Here is a 17,455-nt window from a genome sequence, read left to right on the forward strand (position 1 = left end):
GCCGAGCTCACCGGGGTCGCGGCCGCCCACGTGGTCTACGAGCTGATCACCCTGCTGGCCCTGGGCCCCGGAGCCGCCCCGGGCGGGCCCGCGTACGGGCTGGCCGGGCACGTCTACGGGGACGCAGCGCCGAGGCCGGCCCAGGACCCGGCGCAGCAGGGGCGGGACGCCGCGGGGGAGCGGCCGTGACCGGCAGCGCGGCCGTGGTCCCCCGGCCGGAGCACGCCGCGCTGTTCGCCCGGCGGGCCGAGGAGTTCCGCCCGTCCCCGGTCCGGGCCGTGTTCGAGATCGCGATGCGCCCCGGGATGATCTCCCTGGCCGGGGGCAACCCGGACATGAGCGTGCTCCCGCACGAGGTGGTCGCCGGGATGACCGCCCGGCTCCTCGCCGAGCGCGGTCCCGAGGTGCTGCAGTACGGCTCCGGGGCCGGCGTCGAGCGGCTGCCCGGGCTGGTCGTGGAGCTCATGGGGCTGGCGGGCGCCGACGTCAGCCCGGACCGGATCCAGATCACCGCCGGCTCCCAGGCGGGCCTGGACCTCGTGACCAAGCTGTTCTGCGACCCCGGCGACGTCGTGGTCGCCGAGGGTCCCACCTACGTGGGGGCGCTGGGCGTGTTCGGCAGCTACGAGGTCGACGTGGCGCACGTGGACGTCGACGCCGACGGACTGGACCCCGAGGCGGTGGCCGAGCGGATCGACGGGCTGCGGGCCGCCGGGCGCACGGTGAAGCTCGTCTACACCGTGCCGAACTTCTCCAACCCCACGGGCGTGACGACCACCGAGGAGCGGCGGCGCCGGCTCGTGGAGGTCTGCGCCGAGCGCGGCGTGCTCGTCCTGGAGGACGACCCGTACGGACTGCTGGGCTTCGACCGCTCCCACCGGCTGCCGTCCCTGTACTCGCTGGACCCGGACACGGTGGTCCACCTGGGCAGCTTCTCCAAGATCTTCTCCCCGGGGCTGCGGGTGGGGTGGATCGCGGCCGCTCCGGGCGTGCGGGCGCGGCTGCAGATCGCGGCCGAGGCCGTCACGATCCACCCCTCCGTGCTCAGCCAGGAGCTCGCCGCCGAGTACGTCGGCAGCGCGCACTGGCGGCCCGCCCTGGACCGGGCGGTGGAGCTCTACCGCTCCCGCTGCGCCGCCATGATGGACGCCCTCGCAGCCTTCATGCCGGACGGGGTGCGCTGGACGCGGCCGGCCGGCGGCTTCTTCACCTGGCTGGACCTGGACCCCGGCCTCGACCACGGCGACCTGCTGCGGCGGGGCATCGACCACGGCGTGGTGCTGGTGCCCGGCGGTGCCTGCTACGCCGACGGCCGCGCCTCCAAGAGCCTGCGCCTGGCCTACTCCGCGGCCTCGGAGGCGGACATCACCGAGGGGGTCCGGCGGCTGGGCGGGATGCTGCGGGGCTGAGTCCCGCCTCCCGGCCGGGACCCGTCCGGGCGCGGGTAGACTGGTCCAGAGCTTCAGCAGCGAGGCATCCACCATCCCCGGGGCATCCCCCACCGGGGCGATGACTCGGAGCCGCAGTGATCCTTCCCCGTCCGCACGCCGATCTCCCCGAGCTGGGCGAGGTCGCCCAGGCCCTGACAGGCCTCGGCGAGAAGCTGCAGGCGAGTCCCGCCGACTCACTGGTCGACGCGGTCGTCCAGTGCGCGGTGGACTGGGTGGGCGGCGCCCGCTGGGCCAGCGTCACGACCCTGCAGCAGGGGAGCTTCCACACCCTGGGCCACACCGGCGCCGAGGCCGGCGCCGCCGACGCCCTCCAGTACGAGCTGCGGTCGGGTCCGTGCGTCGACGCGGTCCTGGACGACAGCCTCCTGGTCTCGGGGGACCTCGCCCACGACGACCGCTGGCCCGAGTACGGGCCGCGGGCCGCCCGCGAGGTGGGCATCGCCAGCGCCCTGTGCTACCGGCTGAAGCTGATCGGCGACACGGACCTGATCGCCTCCCTGAACCTCTACTCGGACGTCCCGGACGCCTTCGACGAGCACGCGGTGTGGGCCGGGACGATGCTCGCCACGCACGCCGGGCTGGGCATCTCGGTGGCGATCACCCACCGGCGGGCCGCCAACCTCGAGGCCGCCCTGCGCACCAACCGGGAGATCGGCACGGCCATCGGGATCCTCATGGCCCGGCACGCGGTGACGCGCGAGCAGGCCCAGGAGCTGCTGCGTCTGGCCAGTCAGGACACCAACCGCAAGATGAACGAGATCGCCGCGGAGGTCGTGGAGACGGGGCAGCTCTCCCTGCCCCGCCGGCCCCCGTCCAGGGTGCCCTGACAGCAGCTCCCAGGTCCTCTCCGCCCGGTGCTCGGCGCCGCCCGGCGCGGACCCGCACCGGCTGTGCCGTCCCCGCGACCGGCGGCCGAGCGCCGGGGCTCAGGCGAGCACCGCCTCCGCGGCCCGGCGCCCGGAGCCCAGGGCGCCCTGGGTCGAGCCCGTGGTGCGGTGGTCGCCGCACACGTAGAGGCCGTCGCCGAGCGCGGCGGGGCGGTCGGCCACGAGCCCGGCCGGCTGCTCGGGCAGGGCGTCGCGGATCTCGTGCACGGTCAGCAGCTCCCACGCGGAGGCGTCCGCGCCCCAGATCCGGCCGAGCTGCCGCCGGACGTCGGCCTCCGCGGGCAGGGCGGCCCCGCGCGGCAGCAGGGCGCTGGCCTGGACCAGCGCGCGGCCGGCCGGGGCGTAGCTGGGGGCGGCGTTGCTGACCACGGCCGTGTCGACCAGGGGTCCCCCGGTCCGGCCGGGCAGGACCAGGCACGCCAGCTCCGAGGGGGCGGACTCCACGGCGAACCACCACGTGGCCATGCCCTTCATCGGCGTCGCCGGCAGGTCCAGCAGCCCCGCCGCGGCCGGTGCCTCGGTCGCCACGACCACGCGGGGCGCCCGCCAGGTGCCGTTCCCGGTGCCCACGGCCCATCCGGCGCCGGTGCGCTCGACGGACCGGACGGGGGTGCCGAGGACGGCCCGGGCGCGCAGCCCGTCGTGGATCCAGTTCGGCAGCGCCCCCATCCCGCCGGCCGGCAGCCCCGGGGTCCCCAGCAGGAACCAGCCCACGAGCTCCCGCACGAAGGCGGCGGAGGTGCTGCCCTCGTCCTCCAGGATCACACCGGCCAGGAACGGCTCGAGCACCAGGTCCCGCAGCGGCCCGCGCACCCCGGCGCGGTCGAGGGCCTCGTGCCAGGGCAGGTCGTGCTCCTCCTGCCGCTCCGTGCGGGGGTCCAGGCCCGGGGCGAGCCAGGCCAGCAGCGCGGGGACCCTGCGCAGCTCCACGTACGGGCTGCGCAGGGTCTCCGCCAGGCGGCGAGGGACGCGCCGCGGATCGGCCAGGACGTCGATGCCGTCGCCGCGGGGGATCCCGGCCGCCGCGTCGAAGGGCTGGAGGTCCAGGGCCCGGACCTCCACGCTGCGCCGCAGCTCGGTGTAGGCGGGGTTGAGCACCTGGAAGCCGCGGTCGCAGCGGAAGCCGTCGACCACGTCGGTGCGCACCCGGCCGCCGACCCCGTCGGAGGCCTCCAGGACCGCGACGTCCAGCCCGTGCTGCTCGAGCAGGCGGGCGCACTGCAGGCCGGCCAGTCCGGCGCCGACGACGATCACGTCATGGTCCACGGTGAATCTCCTGGCGGGTCGGGGCGGCCACGGCGTGGGCGGCGGGTGCCGCGGGGCGGGCCGGGATCGTGAACAGCGCCGACTCCACGGTCAGGCCGGGGCCGAACGCCAGGGCGCACACGGTGCGCTCCTCGTCGCGAGGGGCTTCGTCGATCACCTGGCGCAGCACGTGCAGGACGGTCACGCTGCTCATGTTCCCACGGGTGGCCAGCACGTCCCGGGACTCCCGCAGCGCCTCGGGCGGGAGGTCCAGCGTGTGCTCGAGCTTGTCGAGGATGCCCCGCCCGCCCGGGTGGAGGGCCCAGTCGGTGATGCGCTCGCGCTCCACGGTGCCGTCCGGCCCCTCCAGCAGGGCCTGCAGGGCGGTGTGGATGTTGTCCTCGAGGACCTGCGGCACGGCGGCGCCGAGGACCATCTCGAACCCGGAGTCGCCGATGGTCCACGCCATCGCCTGCTCGCCGTCGGGGATCACCAGGGTGCGGAACCGGTCGAGCTCCAGCAGCGGCAGGACCCCGTCCGGGACCCGCGAGCTGACCAGGGCCGCCGCCGCGCCGTCGGCGAACAGGGCGGCGCCACGGATGGCGTCCGGGCCCCGGGCCGGGCGCAGGTGCAGCGTGCACAGCTCCACGGCCACGAGCAGCACGACCGCGTCCGGGTCCGCCGTGGCGAGGGCGGCCGCCTGGCGCAGGCCGATCAGCCCGCCGTGGCAGCCCATGAAGCCGATGTGCGAGCGGCGGGTGGCCGGGTCGAGCCCCAAGTCCCGCACCAGCTGGTAGTCGGGGCCGGGGGCGAAGAAGCCGGTGCAGGAGACGGTCACCACGTCGGTGATCGAGGCGGGGTCGACCTCGGGGCAGCGCGCGAGCGCGTCCCGGGCGGCCTCGGCGAACAGGCCGGGGGCCTCCTCCACGTAGGTGCGGTTGCGGACGCCCGTGAGGGGTGCCAGGAACCGGCCGTCCCCGGTGATGTAGGGGGAGCCGTCGCGGGCGTCGTCGTCGACCAGCTCGGAGAGCACCGTGTGCCGGCGCACGACCCCGGAGGCGCCGAACACCGTGCGCAGCAGCCGGACGTTGAGCCGGTCGGTGCCGGGCTGGGCCAGGTAGAGGTCGTGGGCGTCGGTCTGCTCGAGCACGTGCGCCGGGAGGGCGGTGCCGAGGGACAGGAGTGCGGGCGTCATCGCGTCCAGTATCCGTCCTCGCACCGACAGGTGCCACGGAGGACGCGCAGGGACCCGGGCGGGCCGTCCGGGTGCGGGCCCGCCCGGGACGGGCTCAGACGCTGGTGGTGGCGTCGTCGAAGTCCAGCCGCGGCAGCCGGTCGTGGCGCGGGGCGGCGGGGGCGCCGATGTTCACGACCATCAGCGAGCGCAGGCTCGTCCCGGCGTGGAACTCGGCGTCCACCCCGGGGGCGTCGAAGCCGCCCATCGGGCCCGCGGCCAGTCCCGCGGCGCGCACGGCCAGCACGAAGTAGCCGGCCTGCAGGTGGGCGTTGTCCCGGCCCATCCGGGCGCGCAGCTCCTCGTTGCCGGCGAACATCTGCTGCTTCGCCGCGGCCGGCGGGAAGAGGGCGGGCAGCTGCTCGTGCCAGTCGGCGTCGTAGCTGAGCACGGCGACGACGGGCGCGCCGGCCGTCTTGGCCCGGTTGCCCTCGGCCATGAGGGGGAGCAGGCGCTCCTTGGCCTCGGCGGAGCGGATCCAGGTGACGCGCAGCGGCTGGATGTTCATCGCCGTGGGGCCCATCTTGGCGAGCTCGAAGATCGCCCGCAGCTGCTCCTCGCCCACGGGCTCGTCGAGGAACTCCGAGGCCGTGCGGGCCTCGCGGAAGAGGAGGTCGGCGGACAGGGCGTCGAGGGCGATCTGGTCCTGGAGGGCGTGGGCGGTCATGGGGGTTCCTTCCGGGGTCGGGAACATTTTCTGTACGCGTCAACAAAATCGGAGGAGGATCTATGCCGCGTGCCCCTGTGCCGTCCGTCACGCCCCGGTGGGTACGCTGGGCCCATGTCCGCGACCCCGCCCGCCGCACGCCGCGCCCTGCTCCTGGGTGCGGCCCTGACCGGGGCGGGTGCCCTGCACCTGGCGCGCCCCGCACCCTTCGACGGGCTGATCCCGCGGGTCCTGCCCGGTCCCGCCCGGGCGTGGACGCTGGGCTCCGGGGTGGCGGAGCTCGGGGTCGGCGCACTGCTGCTCCACCCCCGCACCCGCCGGGGCGGGGGCTGGGCCGCGGCGGCACTGTTCGTGGGGGTGTGGCCGGGCAACGTCACCATGGCCTGGCGCGCCCGCCGCGCCTCGCGGACGCGGCAGGCCGTCGCGCTCGTGCGGCTGCCGCTGCAGCTGCCGCTGATCGCCGCCGCGCTGCGCGTCGCCCGGGAGGCCTGAGCGCCGGGTCCGCGGCTTTCCGGGTCCTCCGGGGCACGTACGCATTCGGTCACACGTGCACACGGTCCCTACCCTGGGCAGAGCATCAGGAGCGGGGGCTCCGTTCCCACCGGGGACTCCTCCCGCTCCAGTCCATCGGGGGGTGGATCCGTGTGCGCCCTGCCGCCTCCCGCCCGACCGGCCGGAGGAATTCCTTGACGTCCACCCGCAGCACCACCGTTTCCCTCGCGCTGGCGGGCGTCCTCGCCCTCGTCCCCCTGGCCTCCGCCACGGCGTCCGCGGTCCCGCGGCCCGCGGCGGAGGCCGTTCCGGCGGCGACCGACCGCGTCGTCGTGAAGTTCCACGACGGGGCCGTGCCGGAGGCCTCCCGGGACGCCGTCTACGCGGGGGCCGCGGAGCGCACCGGGGACCCCGGGCTCGTCGAGACCTCCGCGACCGCGGACGGCGCCCACGTGCTGCGCACCGGCGAGACGCTCGCCGGGGCCGAGCTCGAGGAGCTGACCACGGCCCTGCGGCAGGATCCCGCCGTGGAGTACGCGGAGCCGGACCTGCTGGCCACCACGGCCGCCGTGCCGAACGACCCGTCCTACTCCGCCGTGCAGTGGAGCCTGTGGGACGAGCCGGCCGGGCTGGGCATGCCCCTCGCCTGGGACCTGGCCACCGGAGCCGGACAGACCATCGCCGTCGTGGACACCGGCATCACCCCGCACCCGGACCTGGACGCCAACGTCCTGCCCGGCTACGACTTCGTCTCGACGGCCCAGAACGGCCGGGACGGCGACGGGTGGGACGCGGACCCCACCGACATGGGCGACCACCCGGACGCGGTCCTGTGCCCCACGAGCCCCATGCCGCCGAGCGCCACGTGGCACGGGACCCACACGGCCGGCGTCGCCGCGGCCGACGCCGACAACGGGCAGGGCGTCGCCGGGGTGGCCCCGGACGCCGGGATCCTCCCGGTGCGCGTCGTGGGGGCCTGCAGCCAGGGCTACATCACCGACGTCGCCGCGGGCGTCACGTGGGCCAGCGGGGCGCCGGTCCCGGGTGTGCCCGCCAATCCGCACCCCGCCACGGTCATCAACCTCAGCCTCGGCGTGGCGGGGGAGTGCCCGCCCGTCCTGCAGGCGGCGATCACCGGGGCCGTGACGCGCGGGATCCCCGTGGTCGTGGCGGCCGGGAACCAGGCCGTCGACGCCGCGCAGTCGGCGCCCGCCAACTGCGCGGGAGTCATCTCGGTCGCCGCGACGGACGTCTCCGGCGCCCTCGCCTCCTACTCCAACTTCGGGTCGGTCACGCTCGCGGCCCCCGGCGGCGACCCCGACGCGCAGATCCTGTCCACGGGCAACACCGGGGCGCAGGCCCCCGGCGCGCCCGCGTACACGGAGCGCAACGGCACGTCCATGGCGGCGCCCGCGGTGGCCGGCGCCGTGGCCCTGCTCCGCGAGCGGTCCCCGGAGCTGGGCGTGGACGGCGTCCGGGCCGCCCTGACCGGCACGGCCCGGCAGGCCCCGGGCGGCTGCGCCCCCGGCTGCGGCGCCGGCATCGTGGACCCGGTCTCCGCGCTGATCGAGGCGCAGGGCGGCGAGCCCTTCAGCACCCGCGGCGGCATCGGCTCGCTGCACCGGAAGATCGGGGCGAGCACCGGTGAGCCGCGCTCCCGGGAGCTGTGCGCCCTGGGCGGGACCCCGTGCTTCCAGGAGTTCGTCAACGGGTGGATCGTCTGGGACGCGGGGACGGGTGCCCGCTGGGTGGCGTTCCTGCCGGCGCAGTGGTGGGGGATCGCCGGCTGAGCGCCGCTGCGGCCCCACGGCGCCGTCCACCTCCCGGTGGGTGGCGCCGTGGTCCGTGCGCGCCCCGGGCGCCGTCCCGGAACTTCCCATTCGGTAACAGAAGCAACCGCTCCGTACGCTGGGCGCAGCCGCGCCGTCCGCCCCCGGATCCTGTGACCGGTGCGCCCAGAGCCTCCGGCAGCGCTCTGCTTCCCCCCACCGGCTGGAGAATCCATGACGTCCTTCCACGGCCGCGCCCTGCCCGGCGCGCTGTCCGGCATCCTCGCGGCGGCCCTGGTCCTCGCCCCGTCCGCGGCCGCGGTCCCCGCGGCGGCCCAGCCCGTCCCCGGGACCACTGTCCCCGGGGCCACCGCCCCGGCGGTCGCCCCGCCCGAGCCCACGTCGCCCCAGTCCACCGCTCCGGCTCCTCCGCGCCCGGCCGCGCCCAGGGGGAACGAGGAGACCCGGGGCGGGACCGACCGCGTCGTCGTGAAGTTCAAGGAGGGGGCGGAGCCCGCCGCGCAGGTCCGCGAGCGCGTCTACGAGGCGGCCGCGGAGCAGGCCGGACGGACCGGCGCGGCGCCGGAGGGCGGGCACCCGGACGCGGCGCCGGAGCTCGAGGAGCTCACGGAGACCGTGGGCGCGGCGAAGGTCGTGGCGGTGGACGAGTTCCTCGACCGGGAGCAGGTCGACGCCCTGACCCGCGCCCTGGAGGAGGACCCCGCGGTCGAGTACGCCGAGCCCGACCACCTCGTGGGCATCGCCTCGGTGCCCGACGACCCCTACTACGCGACGTCGCAGTGGAACCTCCAGCCCGGGCCCGCGGGCCTCGGCCTGCCGCGTGCGTGGGACCGGGCGACCGGCGCGGGACAGACCATCGCGATCGTGGACACGGGGATCACGGCCCATCCCGACCTGGACGCCGGCGTCCTGCCGGGCTACGACTTCGTCACCCACTCCGGGGGCGGCGCGCTGCGGGGCCACTCGCGGGACGGCGACGGGTGGGACCCGGAGCCCCGGGACGAGGGCGACCACGCGGGCGCGGACGAGTGCTGGCCCGGGTCCGCGGCGACGTCCTCCTCCTGGCACGGCACCCACACGGCCGGCACCGCGGCGGCGCGCGCCCACAACGCGACCGGCGTGGCCGGTGTCGCCCACGACGCGCAGATCCTGCCGGTGCGCGCCCTCGGCGCCTGCGGCGAGGGCTACGTCTCCGACATCGCCGTGGCCGTCGCCTGGGCCGCGGGCGACGACGTCGGCCAGAACGTGCCGGTGAACCCCCACCCGGCCACCGTGGTCAACCTCAGCCTCAGCTTCCTCTCCACCAGCTGCCCGGCCGTCCTGCAGGACGGCGTCGACCGGGCGCTCTCCCGCGGGGCGAGCGTCGTGGTGGCGGCGGGCAACCACGACCGGGACGCGCGCACGGAGTCACCGGCCAACTGCCGGGGCGTCATCTCGGTGGCCTCCTCCACCGCCTACGGCACGCGCGCCGGGTACTCCAACTGGGGCGCCGTCACGCTGACGGCCCCCGGCGGGGACGTCTCGCGCACGGTCTGGTCCACCACGAACAGCGGTACCGCCCGCCCGGCGGGAAGCACCTACTCCGGCAAGTACGGCACCTCGATGGCCAGCCCCACGGTCGCGGGCGTCGTCGCCCTGCTCCGCCAGGCAGCCCCGGGTCTGAGCCCGGCCCAGGTCAAGAACCACCTGGTCACCACGGCCCGGCCGCTGCCCGGCCACTGCTCGGGCGGCTGCGGAGCCGGGCTCGTCGACCCGGTGGCCGCCGTCTCCCGGGCGACGGCGCAGGAGGGGTACACGACGCGGGGCGCCATCGGGCGGCTGCACGAGCGGATCCGCTCCGCCACCGGGGAGCCGCGCTCGCCCGAGGTCTGCGGTCTCGCCCAGGGCGGGTGCTACCAGCAGTTCGCCCGGGGGACCATCCACTGGACCGCGGCCACGGGCGCGCACTGGGTGCACGGTGGCGTGCACGGGGCCTGGGCGCGGGCCGGAGGTGCCGGCGGTTTCCTGGGCTACCCCCGCTCCGGGGAGCGGAGCACCGGCACCGGCGGCGTCCACCAGCTGTTCCAGGGAGGCAGGGCACTGTGGAGTCCCGCGACCGGGGCGGCGGTGCTGCACGGGGCCGTCGGCGCGCGCTACGCCTCGATGGGCAGTGAGCGGGGCGTGCTGGGCTACCCGCTGGGCAACGAGCGCGGCGGCCCGGCGGGCGGTGCCCGCCAGGCCTTCGAGCACGGCAGGATCCTGTGGTTCCCGGCGACCGGCGCCCACGCCGTGCGCGGGGCGATCGGGCGAGCCCACGCCGAGCTGGGCGGCGAGACCGGGCGCCTGGGCTACCCCGTGGGCCCGGAGGAGGTCTCCGGCGGCTCGACCGTCCAGCACTACCAGGGCGGCTCGATCGCCTACCGCCAGGGCCGGACCACCGTCGCCTACCGCTGAGCCGGTCCGCGCCGGGCCCGCTCGGGCACGGAGCCGGTGGGGGCGCCCGCCGTGGTCCCGGCCGGCGGGTCCTCCCGGTACCGGGCCCAGGCGCCGAGGATCCCGGCCACCAGGGACCCCGCGTTGCCGGCGGCCAGATCCCCCATGGTGTCCGTGTAGCCCACCTGGACGCGCGGGTCGACGAGGGCGTAGCCCGCGAACTCCACGTACTCCCAGACCAGGGCCAGCGTGGTGCCCAGTGAGGTGAGCACCAGGACGTGGGTCACCGGACCGGGCGTGCTGAGCCGGCCCCAGCGCTCGAGGGCGCGGAAGGCGAGCTCGGCCAGCACGGCCGTCGCCGAGAAGTGGACGACCAGGTCCCAGTAGGCGAGCCGCTCGTAGAGCAGCAGCACGGAGCTCCACGCGGCGACCAGCAGCAGCAGGTCCGTGACCAGCTCCAGGACCGCCGGCAGCCGGGCCCGCCAGGTGATCGTGATGCCCAGGCACACGAGCATCATCACGGCGGCGCCCGCGGCGTCGAAGAACACGGCGGTGAGCAGCGCGGACAGCGGGCCGGCCCACCGCACCGCGAGCACGGTCCACCTCATGCGCCGCACCGGTCCGGCCGGTGGCCCAGGCGCGCCTGCCACCGCTCCCAGGGACGCTCCTCGGCCCAGTTGAGCCGGATCGTCCGGCCGGCCCGCGCCAGCCGGCGCACGGCGGGGCGTCCGCACCGCAGCGCCCGCGGCGACATGCCCACCGGCAGGCCCGGCCGGTACAGGATGCGGTGCCCCGGGGCCAGCCGGAAGCTGAGGTCGAAGTCGTCGTGCAGCTCCGGATCGTGGCGGTGCACCCGGTCGCGGACCTCGAGCCACCAGGACCGGCGCATCGCCATGTTGGTGCCGAACAGGGGCGGGTGGGCCAGGGCCGAGGCCGTGCTCAGCACGTACAGGTTCATGTAGAGCTCGGAGAGCAGCCGGCCCGCCCCCGGCGGCAGGCCGAGGAAGCGACCCGGGCCGGAGACGGCGACCGCGTCCGGGCGGGCCTCGAGCGCGGCGAGCAGGCCGGCGATCCAGTCCGGGCCGGGCACGGTGTCGGCGTCGCAGCGCACCACCACGTCCCCGCGGGCGGCGTCGTAGCCGGTCGCGGCGGCCGGGGGGATGCCGGGGCGGGGCTCGAACACCACGCGGGCCCCGGCCGCCCGGGCCACCTCCGGGGTGCTGTCGCTCGAGGCGTTGTCCACGACCACGACCTCGTCCGGCGGGCGGGTCTGGGCGGCGAGCAGGCGCAGGCACCGGGCCAGGTGCACGGCGTCGTCGCGGGCCGGGACGACCACGGACACGACCACGGGCCCGGGGACGGGGGTGGGGGCAGACGGGGGTCCGGCCCCGTCTCTGCTGTCCGTCATGGGACCATTCTCTCCCAGCCGCCCTAGAATCGGCACATGCAGGCCGACGAGGGCACGACGAGCACGCCCGGCGGCGCACCGCCGGACCGGAGCGCGCACCGAGGGCACAGGGGGTTCGACGTCCTGTTCCTGCTGCAGCTCTTCAGCACCGAGGCCGAGCGCTACGCGGACCAGGTCCGGCGCCACTACGGGCTGGCGCACAAGGACGTCCACGCCCTCAACGAGGTCATGCAGGCCAACCGGGAGGGGCGCCCGGTGCGGGCCGGGGACATCGCCCGCCGGCTCGTGCTGAGCGGATCGGCGACCACCACGGTCATCAAGCGGCTGGTCGCCTCGGGGCACGTCGTGCGCTCGGTCGACCCCCGCGACCGGCGGGAGGTCAGCCTGCACGCCACCGAGCACGCCTACCGGGCCGGCCGCGAGATGTTCACGCCCATGACCGAGGAGGTCCTGGCCGTGCTCGAGGACTGCAGCGACGAGGAGGTCGCCGTCCTGCGCCGGCGCATGCCCCAGCTCACGGACGCCGTCCGCCGGGCCGGGCGGCGTGCGGCGGAGAGCGACGCTCCCCGGACGACCGCCGCGGCGGGCACGGCGCCGCCGGACCCCGGCCCGGTCCCGGGAACGGGATGACCGGGACGATCGATTCGATTTTCGAAGGACTGTGGTGGAATGGGGGCATGGTGACGGTCTTCTCGCGCGAATCGGCATTCTCGGGCGCTCGTGCGGATGCCGGGGCACGCGCCGGCCGGGACGGCGGGGGAGCGCCCGCCGTCCCGGCCCCTGTCCTGGACCGGTTCCTCGCGGAGTCCACCGGCCGTGCCGGTGCCGTGGACCCCGGCTTCGCGCGGCTGTGGGACGAGGTCGCCCGGCTGAGCACCGGCGGCAAGCGGATCCGCCCCCGCCTCGTCCGGCTCGCCGCGGCCGCCTATCCCGAGCCGGAGCCCGATCCCGTGGTCGAGGCCGTGGGGGCAGCCTTCGAGCTGCTGCACACCGCCCTGATCGTCCACGACGACGTCATCGACCAGGACGAGCAGCGGCGCCACCAGCCGACCATCAACGCCGCCGCGGCCGCCCGGGCCTCCGCGGCGGGCTCCGCGCCGGAGCAGGCCCGCCAGTACGGGGCGAGCGTGGGCGTGATCGCCGGGGACCTCGCGCTGGCCGGCGCGTACCGGCTCGTGGCCCGCTCCGGGCTGTCCCCCGAGCGCCTGCCGCGGCTGCTCGAGCTGCTCGACGAGGCCCTGTTCAGCTCCGCGGCCGGCGAGCTGCTCGACGTCGACCACACGCTGCCCGGGGCGCGCCCGGACCGGGCGCAGATCCTCACGGCCACGTGCCTGAAGACCGCCGTGTACTCCTTCGAGACCCCGCTGCAGGCCGGGGGCGTGCTCGGCGGCGCCCCCGAGGAGCACGTCGAGGTGCTCGGCCGGCTCGGGCGCACCGTGGGCACCGCCTACCAACTGGTGGACGACCTGCTCGGCGTCTTCGGGGACCCGGGGGCCACGGGCAAGTCCGTGGTCAGCGACCTCAGGGAGGGCAAGCGCACCATGCTCGTGGCCGCCGCCCAGCGCACGTCCGCGGGGGAGGAGCTCGACGCGATCCTGGGCCGGCACGAGCTCGGCGACGAGCAGGCCGCCCGCGCCCGTGAGCTCATCGAGCAGTGCGGGGCCCGGCAGGAGGTCGAGGACATGGTCGCCGGGTGCGCGGCGGAGGCACGCGGGATGCTCGACGACGCCGTGCTGCCCGAGGCCCTCGACCGGGACCTGCGGCGCATCGTGGGCGGGGCCACGGAGCGCATCCGGTGACCGCGGCGCAGCACACCGGGTCCCCGGCCGAGGCCGCCGCCCGCTACGACGACGCCGCCCGGCAGGCCGCCGCGACCGTGATCCGCCGGTACTCCACGTCCTTCGGCCTGGCCTGCCGGCTCCTGGGCCCGCCGATCCGCCCCCACGTCTACGCCGTCTACGCCCTCGTGCGGATCGCCGACGAGATCGTCGACGGGGCCAGCGCCGGCGCCGGCGTCTCCCCCGAGGGGGCGCGGGAGCTGCTCGACGCCCTCGAGACGGAGACCTACGCCGCGGCCGAGCGCGGGTTCAGCAGCAACCTCGTGGTGCACGCCTTCGCCCGCACGGCCCGGCACGCCGGGATCGGCGCCGACCTCGTCCGTCCCTTCTTCGCGTCGATGCGCGCCGACCTCAGCGCGGACCGGCACAGCGCCCACTCCCTGGACGAGTACGTGTACGGCTCCGCCGAGGTGGTGGGGCTGATGTGCCTGCAGGTGTTCCTGGCCGGACGGACCGTGCCCGAGCGCGAGCGGGCCGAGCTCGTGGCCGGCGCCCGCCGGCTGGGCGCCGCGTTCCAGAAGGTCAACTTCCTGCGGGACCTCGCCGAGGACTACGGCGAGCTCGGCCGCGTGTACTTCCCCGGGGTGGAGCCCGGCGAGTTCTCCGAGACGGAGAAGCACCGGCTCCTCGACGACATCGACGCCGACCTCGCCGCCGCCCGGGCGGTGATCGACGATCTGCCCCTGTCCTCCCGCGCCGCCGTCCTCACCGCCCACGACCTGTTCCGGGAGCTGTCCGTGCGGATCCGCGCCACCCCCGCCCAGGAGCTGCTGAGCTCCCGCATCCGCGTCCCCGACCCGCGCAAGGCCGCCCTCGCCGCGTCCGCCGTGGTCCGGGCGCGCTCCCGCCGTCGCACCCCCGCGCCCCGCGGCCGCCGGGCCGTGGTGGTCGGGGCCGGGATCGCCGGGCTCGCCGCCGCGGGCCTGCTCGCCCGGGACGGCTGGGACGTCACCGTTCTGGAGCGGGGCGCGACGACGGGCGGACGGGCCGGGCTGCTCGAGCGGGACGGGTTCCGCTTCGACACCGGCCCCTCCTGGTACCTCATGCCGGAGGTCTTCGACCACTTCTTCCGGCTCATGGGCTCCAGCGCGGCGCAGGAGCTCGACCTCGTCCGGCTCGACCCCGCCTACCGGGTCTACGGCGAGCGCTACGAGCAGCCCCTCGACATCCGCTCCGACCTCGAGGACACGGTGGCGCTGTTCGAGTCCGTGGAGCCCGGGGCCGGCGAGCGGATCCGCAGCTACCTGGCCTCGGCCCGGCGGACCTACGAGCTGGCCGTCGGCCACTTCCTCTACACCTCCTACGCCGCCTTCACGCCGCTGCTCAACCGCGCGGTCGTGCGGGGGCTGCCGGAGCTCGCGCGCCATCTGACCGGGTCCCTGCACGACTTCGCCGCCGCGACCGTTCAGGACACGCGGCTGCGGCAGGTGCTCGGCTACCCGGCCGTCTTCCTGGCCAGCGCGCCCCGGATGACGCCCTCGCTCTACCACCTGATGAGCTGGATGGACCTCGCCGACTCGGTGCAGTACCCGCGGGGCGGGTTCCGCCGCATCATCGAGGCCGCCGAACGGCTCGCCGTCGCCCACGGGGCGCGGATCCGGACCGGGGCCGACGTCGTGCGGGTCCGCACCTCCCCGGCCTCCGCCGGCCCGGTGCGGGCCACGGGGGTCGTGTGGCGCGACGCGGACGGGACGGAGCACGAGCTCGCGGCGGACGTCGTGGTCTCGGCCGCGGACCTGCACCACACGGAGACGGCGCTGCTGCCGCCCGAGCTGCAGAGCTACCCGCAGCGCTACTGGGACCGGCGCCAGACCGGCCCCGGCGCGGTGCTCGTGATGCTCGGCGTACGGGGGGAGCTGCCCCAGCTGCCGCACCACAGCCTGTTCTTCAGCGAGGACTGGGACACGAACTTCCGGGCGATCTTCGAGGAGCCCACGAGCGTCCCGGACCCCGCGTCCGTCTACGTCTGCAAGCCCTCGGCGACCGACCCCGGCGTGGCCCCGGAGGGGCACGAGAACCTCTTCGTGCTGATCCCGGTGCCCGCCGACCCCGCGCTGGGCGCCGGCGGGCCCGACGGCACCGGGTCCGCGCGCGTCGAGGCCGTCGCGGACCGGGTGATCGACCAGGTCGCCGCGTGGGCCGGCGTGCCCGATCTGCGCGAGCGGATCGTGCTGCGCCACACGGTGGGCCCCGAGGACTTCCGCCGGGACTTCAACGCCTGGCGGGGCAACGTGCTGGGCCCCGCGCACGTCCTGAAGCAGTCCGCGTTCTTCCGGGGGGCCAACCGCAGCCGGAAGGTCGCCGGGCTGCACTACTGCGGAGCCTCGACCATTCCCGGCATCGGCCTGCCGATGTGCCTGATCAGCGCGGAGATCCTGCTCAAGGACCTGCGCGGGGACACCTCCACCGGGCCTCTGGCCGAACCCCTGGTGCCCCGCGGATGAGCTTCGCGTACCTGGGCTTCCTGCTGCTCAGCCTGGCCGGGATGGTGGTCCTGGACGTGCGGCGGAAGCTGTTCTTCGCCCACGACGCCCGGCGGGCGGCCCTCGTGCTCCTGGCGGGCCTGGTGTTCTTCCTCGCGTGGGACGTGGCCGGGATCGGCCTCGGGATCTTCCTGCACAGCCAGAGCCGCTGGGCGACCGGGTGGATGGTGGCCCCGCAGATCCCGGTCGAGGAGGTCGTGTTCCTCGTCTTCCTCTGCTACCTCACCATGAACCTGGTCCGGGTGGTGGAGCAGGTCCTCGCGGGACGCTCCGCCGCGTCCCGCCGGGAGGCAGACGCCCCGTGACCTACGCCCTGCTCATCCCGGTCTTCCTCGCGCTGGCCCTGATGCCGGCCGCCCTGCTGGTCCGCACGCCGTCCCCGGCGCCCCCGCCGCGCCGGGCCCTGGCCGTGCTCGGGATCTCCTTCGCGGTGCTGGCGGTGCTGACGGCCGTGTTCGACAACCTCATGATCGCCGCCGGGTTCTTCGACTACGGGGCCGGGCACATCACGGAGCTCCGGATCGGTCTCGTACCGGTCGAGGACTTCGCGTACCCGCTCGCGGGCGTGCTGCTGCTGCCCATGCTGTGGTGGGGACTCGCGGAGCGCGGACGGCTGGTCTCCACCGTGCGCACGCTGGTGGCCACCTCCCGGCCGGTCTCCTGGGTCAACACCGCCTTCCCGTTCGCGGCGGCCTACGTGATGACCACGGGGCGGGTGGACCTGCCACTGGTGGCCGGGACCCTGTTCTTCCTCTTCCCGTACAACCTGCTGATGTACGGGATCAACGACGTGTTCGACTACGAGTCCGACCTCCGCAACCCGCGCAAGGGCGGCGTCGAGGGCGCGCTCGTGGACCGGGCCGAGCACCGGACGGTCCTCGCGGGGGCGGTGCTGCTGGCCCTGCCGTTCCTGGTCTGCCTGTTCCTGCTGGGCGGGCCCGGCGCGGCCGTGGTGCTCGCCGTCAGCCTCTTCGCGGTCGTGGCCTACAGCGCAGGAGGGCTGCGGTTCAAGGAGATCCCGTTCCTGGACTCCGCGACCTCCGCGACCCACTTCGTCTCCCCGGCCGTCTACGGCCTCGCGCTCGCGGGGACGGGCTGGGCGCCCGGGATCGTCGCCCTGTGCGCGGGCTTCTTCCTGTGGTCCATGGCCTCGCAGGCGTTCGGCGCCGTCCAGGACGTCCGGGCGGACCGGGAGGGCGGGTTCCGGTCGATCGCCACGGTCCTGGGCGCGCGGGCCACGGTCCGGGCGGCCGCGGTGTTCTACTGCCTCGCCGGGGTGCTCATGCTGCTCACGCCCTGGCCCGGTCCCGTCGCGTCCTTCCTGGTGCTGCCGTACCTGGCCAACCTCGTGCCGTTCCTGTCCATCACCGACGCCGACTGCGAGCGCGCGCACCGCGGCTGGCAGCGGTTCCTGTGGCTGAACTACGCGACGGGCTTCCTGGTGACGATGCTGCTGCTGTGGTCGTGGGAGCTCTCGCACTGAGCCGGCCCACGCCCCCGGGTCGCCGCGGGCGGTCCGCCCGTCCGGGACGCGGGCGAAAGGTGCAG

At 75.9% G+C, this 17,455-nt stretch carries 15 protein-coding genes and 1 pseudogene; 11 read left to right on the forward strand and 5 right to left on the reverse strand.

All coding sequences use genetic code 11. The features are described 5' to 3' along the window. The 3 genes and pseudogenes from RE027_RS16295 to RE027_RS16305 form a co-directional block, all read left to right on the forward strand. Positions 1–189: pseudogene (locus RE027_RS16295) on the forward strand (agmatinase); the annotation flags it as partial. Then, entirely contained in the window at positions 186–1,409 is a 1,224-nt protein-coding gene (locus RE027_RS16300; protein WP_368809331.1) for an aminotransferase-like domain-containing protein, read from the forward strand. The pseudogene RE027_RS16295 and the gene RE027_RS16300, both read left to right, overlap by 4 nt. Positions 1,410–1,525: 116 nt before the next feature. Next, entirely contained in the window at positions 1,526–2,278 is a 753-nt protein-coding gene (locus tag RE027_RS16305) for an ANTAR domain-containing protein (RefSeq protein WP_368809332.1), read from the forward strand. A 99-nt stretch (positions 2,279–2,377) separates the two neighbouring features. Here RE027_RS16305 and RE027_RS16310 read toward each other — a convergent pair whose 3' ends face one another. The 3 genes from RE027_RS16310 to RE027_RS16320 all read right to left on the reverse strand — a co-directional run bounded on the left by RE027_RS16310 (position 2,378) and on the right by RE027_RS16320 (position 5,484). Next, a complete protein-coding gene (locus RE027_RS16310; protein ID WP_368809333.1) occupies positions 2,378–3,604 on the reverse strand; it encodes an NAD(P)/FAD-dependent oxidoreductase in 1,227 nt (408 codons plus the stop codon). Continuing rightward, positions 3,594–4,778 carry a type III polyketide synthase gene (locus tag RE027_RS16315; protein ID WP_368809334.1) on the reverse strand — a complete coding sequence of 395 codons (1,185 nt, stop codon included), beginning with the start codon at positions 4,776–4,778 and terminating at the stop codon, positions 3,594–3,596. Before RE027_RS16315 ends, RE027_RS16310 begins: the two co-directional genes overlap by 11 nt. 94 nt (positions 4,779–4,872) lie before the next feature. Then, complete coding sequence (locus RE027_RS16320) at positions 4,873–5,484, reverse strand: malonic semialdehyde reductase (RefSeq protein WP_368809335.1); 612 nt, start codon at positions 5,482–5,484, stop codon at positions 4,873–4,875. A gap of 114 nt (positions 5,485–5,598) precedes the next feature. Here RE027_RS16320 and RE027_RS16325 point away from each other — a divergent pair, with 114 nt between their 5' ends. The 3 genes from RE027_RS16325 to RE027_RS16335 all read left to right on the forward strand — a co-directional run bounded on the left by RE027_RS16325 (position 5,599) and on the right by RE027_RS16335 (position 10,199). Then, positions 5,599–5,976 carry a DoxX family protein gene (locus RE027_RS16325; RefSeq protein WP_368809336.1) on the forward strand — a complete coding sequence of 126 codons (378 nt, stop codon included), beginning with the start codon at positions 5,599–5,601 and terminating at the stop codon, positions 5,974–5,976. Between the two features lie 194 nt (positions 5,977–6,170). Further along, the gene (locus RE027_RS16330; RefSeq protein WP_368809338.1) at positions 6,171–7,766 is read left to right on the forward strand and encodes a S8 family serine peptidase; all 1,596 of its coding nucleotides are present in this window, start codon (positions 6,171–6,173) and stop codon (positions 7,764–7,766) included. Positions 7,767–7,979: 213 nt separating this feature from the next. Continuing rightward, the gene (locus RE027_RS16335) at positions 7,980–10,199 is read left to right on the forward strand and encodes a S8 family serine peptidase (protein ID WP_368809339.1); all 2,220 of its coding nucleotides are present in this window, start codon (positions 7,980–7,982) and stop codon (positions 10,197–10,199) included. Here RE027_RS16335 and RE027_RS16340 read toward each other — a convergent pair. Then, positions 10,190–10,786 (reverse strand): DUF2238 domain-containing protein, encoded by a 597-nt coding sequence (locus tag RE027_RS16340; RefSeq protein WP_368809340.1) that lies wholly within the window; start codon positions 10,784–10,786, stop codon positions 10,190–10,192. The genes RE027_RS16335 and RE027_RS16340 overlap by 10 nt on opposite strands. Next, on the reverse strand, positions 10,783–11,586 hold the full coding sequence (locus RE027_RS16345; RefSeq protein ID WP_368809341.1) for a glycosyltransferase family A protein: 804 nt from the start codon (positions 11,584–11,586) through the stop codon (positions 10,783–10,785). The genes RE027_RS16340 and RE027_RS16345 overlap by 4 nt, the downstream gene beginning before the upstream one ends. A gap of 36 nt (positions 11,587–11,622) precedes the next feature. Here RE027_RS16345 and RE027_RS16350 point away from each other — a divergent pair, with 36 nt between their 5' ends. From RE027_RS16350 to RE027_RS16370, 5 genes are read left to right on the forward strand one after another with little or no spacing between them, the layout of a single operon-like run. Next, a complete protein-coding gene (locus RE027_RS16350) occupies positions 11,623–12,216 on the forward strand; it encodes a MarR family winged helix-turn-helix transcriptional regulator (protein ID WP_368809342.1) in 594 nt (197 codons plus the stop codon). A 47-nt stretch (positions 12,217–12,263) separates the two neighbouring features. Continuing rightward, entirely contained in the window at positions 12,264–13,385 is a 1,122-nt protein-coding gene (locus RE027_RS16355; RefSeq protein ID WP_368809343.1) for a polyprenyl synthetase family protein, read from the forward strand. After that, on the forward strand, positions 13,382–15,868 hold the full coding sequence (crtI, locus tag RE027_RS16360; protein WP_368809344.1) for a phytoene desaturase family protein: 2,487 nt from the start codon (positions 13,382–13,384) through the stop codon (positions 15,866–15,868). Before RE027_RS16355 ends, crtI begins: the two co-directional genes overlap by 4 nt. Continuing rightward, positions 15,865–16,212 carry a lycopene cyclase domain-containing protein gene (locus RE027_RS16365; RefSeq protein ID WP_368809345.1) on the forward strand — a complete coding sequence of 116 codons (348 nt, stop codon included), beginning with the start codon at positions 15,865–15,867 and terminating at the stop codon, positions 16,210–16,212. Before crtI ends, RE027_RS16365 begins: the two co-directional genes overlap by 4 nt. Beyond that, positions 16,209–17,390: a prenyltransferase gene (locus RE027_RS16370; RefSeq protein WP_368809346.1), complete on the forward strand. Its 1,182-nt coding sequence runs from the start codon at positions 16,209–16,211 to the stop codon at positions 17,388–17,390. The genes RE027_RS16365 and RE027_RS16370 overlap by 4 nt, the downstream gene beginning before the upstream one ends. Positions 17,391–17,455 lie beyond the last annotated feature (65 nt).

The organism is Kocuria sabuli (assembly GCF_040981185.1).
Taxonomy (GTDB): Bacteria; Actinomycetota; Actinomycetes; order Actinomycetales; family Micrococcaceae; genus Kocuria; species Kocuria sabuli.